Genomic DNA, 4,066 nt, shown 5'->3' on the forward strand with positions numbered 1-4,066 from the left:
AGTCTTACAAAACCGCCTGCGCACGCTTTACGCCCAGTAATTCCGATTAACGCTTGCACCCTACGTATTACCGCGGCTGCTGGCACGTAGTTAGCCGGTGCTTATTCTTCAGGTACCGTCATGAGGACCAGATATTAGCCAATCCCTTTTCTTCCCTGACAAAAGAGCTTTACAACCCGAAGGCCTTCTTCACTCACGCGGCATTGCTGGATCAGGCTTTCGCCCATTGTCCAAAATTCCCCACTGCTGCCTCCCGTAGGAGTCTGGACCGTGTCTCAGTTCCAGTGTGGCTGGTCGTCCTCTCAGACCAGCTACTGATCGTTGCCTTGGTAGGCTTTTACCCTACCAACTAGCTAATCAGATATCGGCCGCTCCATGAGCATGAGGTCTTGCGAGCCCCCACTTTCTCCCTTAGGACGTATGCGGTATTAGCGTAACTTTCGCTACGTTATCCCCCACTCCTGGGTACGTTCCGATATATTACTCACCCGTTCGCCACTCGCCACCAGAGCAAGCTCCGTGCTGCCGTTCGACTTGCATGTGTAAGGCATGCCGCCAGCGTTCAATCTGAGCCAGGATCAAACTCTTTAGTTTAATCTCTGTTTGTGACCACTGCTGGTCACTGGTTCGCTCTTCTCAAAAATACTGACAGTATTTCTACTGAATATTTCTTTGTTGAGCATTTAATGCTTTTTGTTGCAGCACCAAATGCCCACACTTATCGACTGTTAATTTTTAAAGATCTTGTCTTGGCTGCGAAGCGTTTTGTTCGCAGCAGAGAGATGAGATTATGAAGCGTTTCTTACATCTCGTCAACCCCTCGTTTTTCGCTACATCACTTTGTTTCGATGCTGCGTTTCGCGAGGGACCGAACTATAGCAAAGGCCGCAGATGCTTAGCAAGGCTTTTTGATATATTTAGTTTTCATCGTTTCCAAGGAAGACATCTTGCTCACCATTTCCCTGCTTGTCGTTGCTGCGGAAGCGTCTGGAATTCGGCGCGCTTGGAAGAATAAATCTCGCGCACGGTGTAGCGAGTGAACACCCTGTAGGTCACACCCGGCACCGCCGGCTCCGCGGTCGAGCCCTTGGTGTGAAGAAATCCTCACGGCCGGTTTGTGACTTTTTTCTCAAAAGCGTAGATACTGGTTCCATTAACAAAACGTGGAGCGCAGCATGGCCAAAGTCGCCGTCATCGAGGACGATCTCCCCACCAGCAACCAGCTGCGGGCGTGGATAGAATCGGCGCGGCACGGCATTGTGGTCGACCAATGGTTCAATCGCGACGATGCCGAAGCGGCCATCGCGCGCGAGCGCTACGACCTGGTGGTGCTGGATATCGAACTGGGACGCGAGCGCCATGCCGGCGTCGCCATCATCAACGCCATCAACAAGCGGCATGCGACGCCGGTACTGGTGGTATCGGCGATGCCGGCCACCATCTACCGCAGTATCATGAAAGCGCTGGACGCGTGGGACTATCTGCAAAAGGCCACGTTCGAGGAAGCTGATTTCATCGAGACCTTCCTCGAGATCCTGCGCTCAGTCCCGGCAGCCGCTGCCGACACCACGGAGCTGAGCATGGACCCACTGCGCCAGCGCACACCAATGTGGCGCGGCCACCGCATCAACCTGCCGCTAACGGCACAACGCATTCTGGCGGCGTTGTTTGCGCAGCACGGCCAGGTGGTCTCCTACGATGAATTATTTGAAGTGGTAAAAAGCGGACGCAATCGCGACAACATCCGCAAGCATGTCAGCACCATCCGCGACGCCTTCCGCGAAATCGATCCCGGCTTCGCCTGCATAGAGAATGTACCGATGCGCGGCTTCCGCTGGACCGACACGCAATGAACTGGCGCCGGTTGAACATCGTACCTTACCGGCTACGGCTGCTGCTACGTGCAGCTTTTGTATTCCTGATGACCGCCACTGCGGGACTGGCGCTGTCGGTGCTGCAGCAAGAGAAGCAGATCAGCTACAAAAATTATCAGGGCAGCTTTCAGAAAACGCGCGTGCAAATCGCGGCGACGCTGCGCCACCCCACCGGCCAGCTTGCGCTGCTCAATCCTCAGCCTGCGACCGGCGGTGCGCTGCATCCATTGCTGCTGCCGTTCGCCGCACTGGATTTCGACGACCAGCAAAAAGTGCAGCAAGCGGTGGCGATGTCCGGCTGTCTGGCGCAGTACGGGAACAACGGTTCGCTGTGCGTCGGCATCGGCAACAACCCTTGGGCGGGCGGCTTCATTTATGTGGCAGGCACCTTTGACAGCGCACAGTTGGTGTCGCACGTGCGCGGCGACCAAATCGTCGACCTGGCGCACCGCGTTAAGGTGAAGGTAGCGCTGCGCGGACAGAGCTATGAATGGATAGCGCCATTTGAAGAGAGCATCGAACCGCAGCGCCAAGCCGGTATGCACGGACGACTGACGGGCTTTTATCCGGCCGACGTCGCGCGCGGTAAAGCGCCGGTGGTGAAAGACTTCCGCGGCTGGATCTGGCAAAGCCCGCGCTGCAATCAGCCAGATGCCGCTGATGACGATGCGGCTTGTACACGTAGTGCCTTCTTCTCCTTGCGCTTGCCGGTCGCCGTACTGCAGCAAGCTTTGTTTGAAAAGCGCCGTCCGGAGTGGCCGCCTGCAGACCTGGATCGCATCAATGTCGGCGTCGCCGTACTAGCGCCGGGAGATGGCGCGCCGCTGCTCGATAGCAGCACCGGACCAGCCGCGCCGCCGTTCTCGCTGTCAGACTTGAAACCCATGCTGCTGCCTGGCGAAAGCCTGCAGATTAAACGCCAGTCGGATAGCGTCATGCTGCCGTTGCTGGTAGCGCCCGTCGATCCGGAAGACCAGTCCTGGCATTTCGTCACCACGCTGATTCGCCACCTGCCGGTCGATGCCTACGATGTGCCACTGGAGGCGAAGGAGATTATCGCCACGCCGGCAGGCAGTTATGAAGTGGTGTTGAAAGGCGATGTGCGCAGCGTTAGCAAAAGTTTGAGCATCGTGGCCAGCCGGCTGGTGTGGTTTGTCGGCGCGATGCTGGCGGCCTTGATGCTAGCGTGGCTGGTGATTGAAATCGGCATCATCCGGCGCATCAAAGTACTCATCAAACGCGCTGATGATGTTGGCGAACGCGTTAAAGCGGCGCGCGGATTTTCGGAGAGCGATCTCGCCGACCTGCGCGGCGAAGATGAACTGGGCGTGCTGGCGACAGGCTTGCACGACCTGCTGCGGCGCGTACGCGAAGATGTAGAGCGCGGACATATCCGCGCCGAGCAGGAACGCGATATGTGGCATGCGGTCGGTCACGAAATCATGTCGCCGCTGCAGTCGCTGATGGTGCTGCACGGTGAACCGGGCAACGAAAGCCAGCGCTATATCAGCCGCATGCAGCAAGCGGTGCGCGTGCTGTACGGCCAGGCCTCGCCGAGTGAAGCGTTCCAGACTTCTGAGTTGCAGGTAACCGAGATTGAGCTGGCGGGGTTTCTACAAAACGTCGCCGACAACGCTGCATGCGTGGGCATAGAAAACGTGGTGTATGAAGGGCCGGCGGCGCCATTGACTGTGCGCGCAGATGAATACTCATTGGAGGACGTGATCACGCATGTACTGCGCAACGCGGAGCGATACCGGCTGGCCGGCAGCGCGATCACCATCACACTGGAAGATAACGGCACCAGCGCAACGGTCAGCATCCGCAATCAGGGATCGCAGATCGCGCCTGAAATGCTCGGCAAAATATTTGAGTACGGCGTATCGGAGCAGCCAGGCAATCGGGGACAGGGATTATTTGTCGCGAAGACTTATATGGCCAAGATGGGCGGCACGATCATCGCGCAAAATTACGACGATGGCGTGAGCTTTGTATTGAGTTTGCAGCGCGGCGCGTAAGCGCGTAAACGCAAAAAGGCCCGGTCACAGACCGGGCCTTCTTACTTAATAACTAGCTTGACGATAACCTACTTTCACACTGGTTGCAGCACTATCATCGGCGTAGAGTCGTTTCACGGTCCTGTTCGGGATGGGAAGGGGTGGGACCGACTTACTATGGTCATCAAGCTTTGA

Annotated in this window: 2 protein-coding genes and 2 rRNA genes; 2 read left to right on the forward strand and 2 right to left on the reverse strand. The window is 57.0% G+C overall.

Annotated elements, in window-relative coordinates; all coding sequences use genetic code 11:
• Window positions 1-594, reverse strand: a 16S ribosomal RNA gene (locus GTP46_RS28995); the annotation flags it as partial.
• Window positions 595-1,175: 581 nt separating this feature from the next.
• On the opposite strand from GTP46_RS28995, the gene GTP46_RS29000 reads away from it, so the two are divergent.
• Together GTP46_RS29000 and GTP46_RS29005 are read left to right on the forward strand one after the other, a co-directional pair.
• Window positions 1,176-1,853 (forward strand): response regulator transcription factor, encoded by a 678-nt coding sequence (locus tag GTP46_RS29000; RefSeq protein WP_161010099.1) that lies wholly within the window; start codon window positions 1,176-1,178, stop codon window positions 1,851-1,853.
• Window positions 1,850-3,892 (forward strand): sensor histidine kinase, encoded by a 2,043-nt coding sequence (locus tag GTP46_RS29005; RefSeq protein ID WP_161010100.1) that lies wholly within the window; start codon window positions 1,850-1,852, stop codon window positions 3,890-3,892. Before GTP46_RS29000 ends, GTP46_RS29005 begins: the two co-directional genes overlap by 4 nt.
• 55 nt (window positions 3,893-3,947) lie before the next feature.
• On the opposite strand, the gene rrf is transcribed toward GTP46_RS29005, so the two are convergent.
• Window positions 3,948-4,060, reverse strand: a 5S ribosomal RNA gene (gene rrf / locus GTP46_RS29010).
• Window positions 4,061-4,066: the final 6 nt, after the last annotated feature.

Origin of the sequence: Duganella flavida, from assembly GCF_009857445.1 — a bacterium.
GTDB lineage: Bacteria > Pseudomonadota > Gammaproteobacteria > Burkholderiales > Burkholderiaceae_D > Rugamonas > Rugamonas flavida.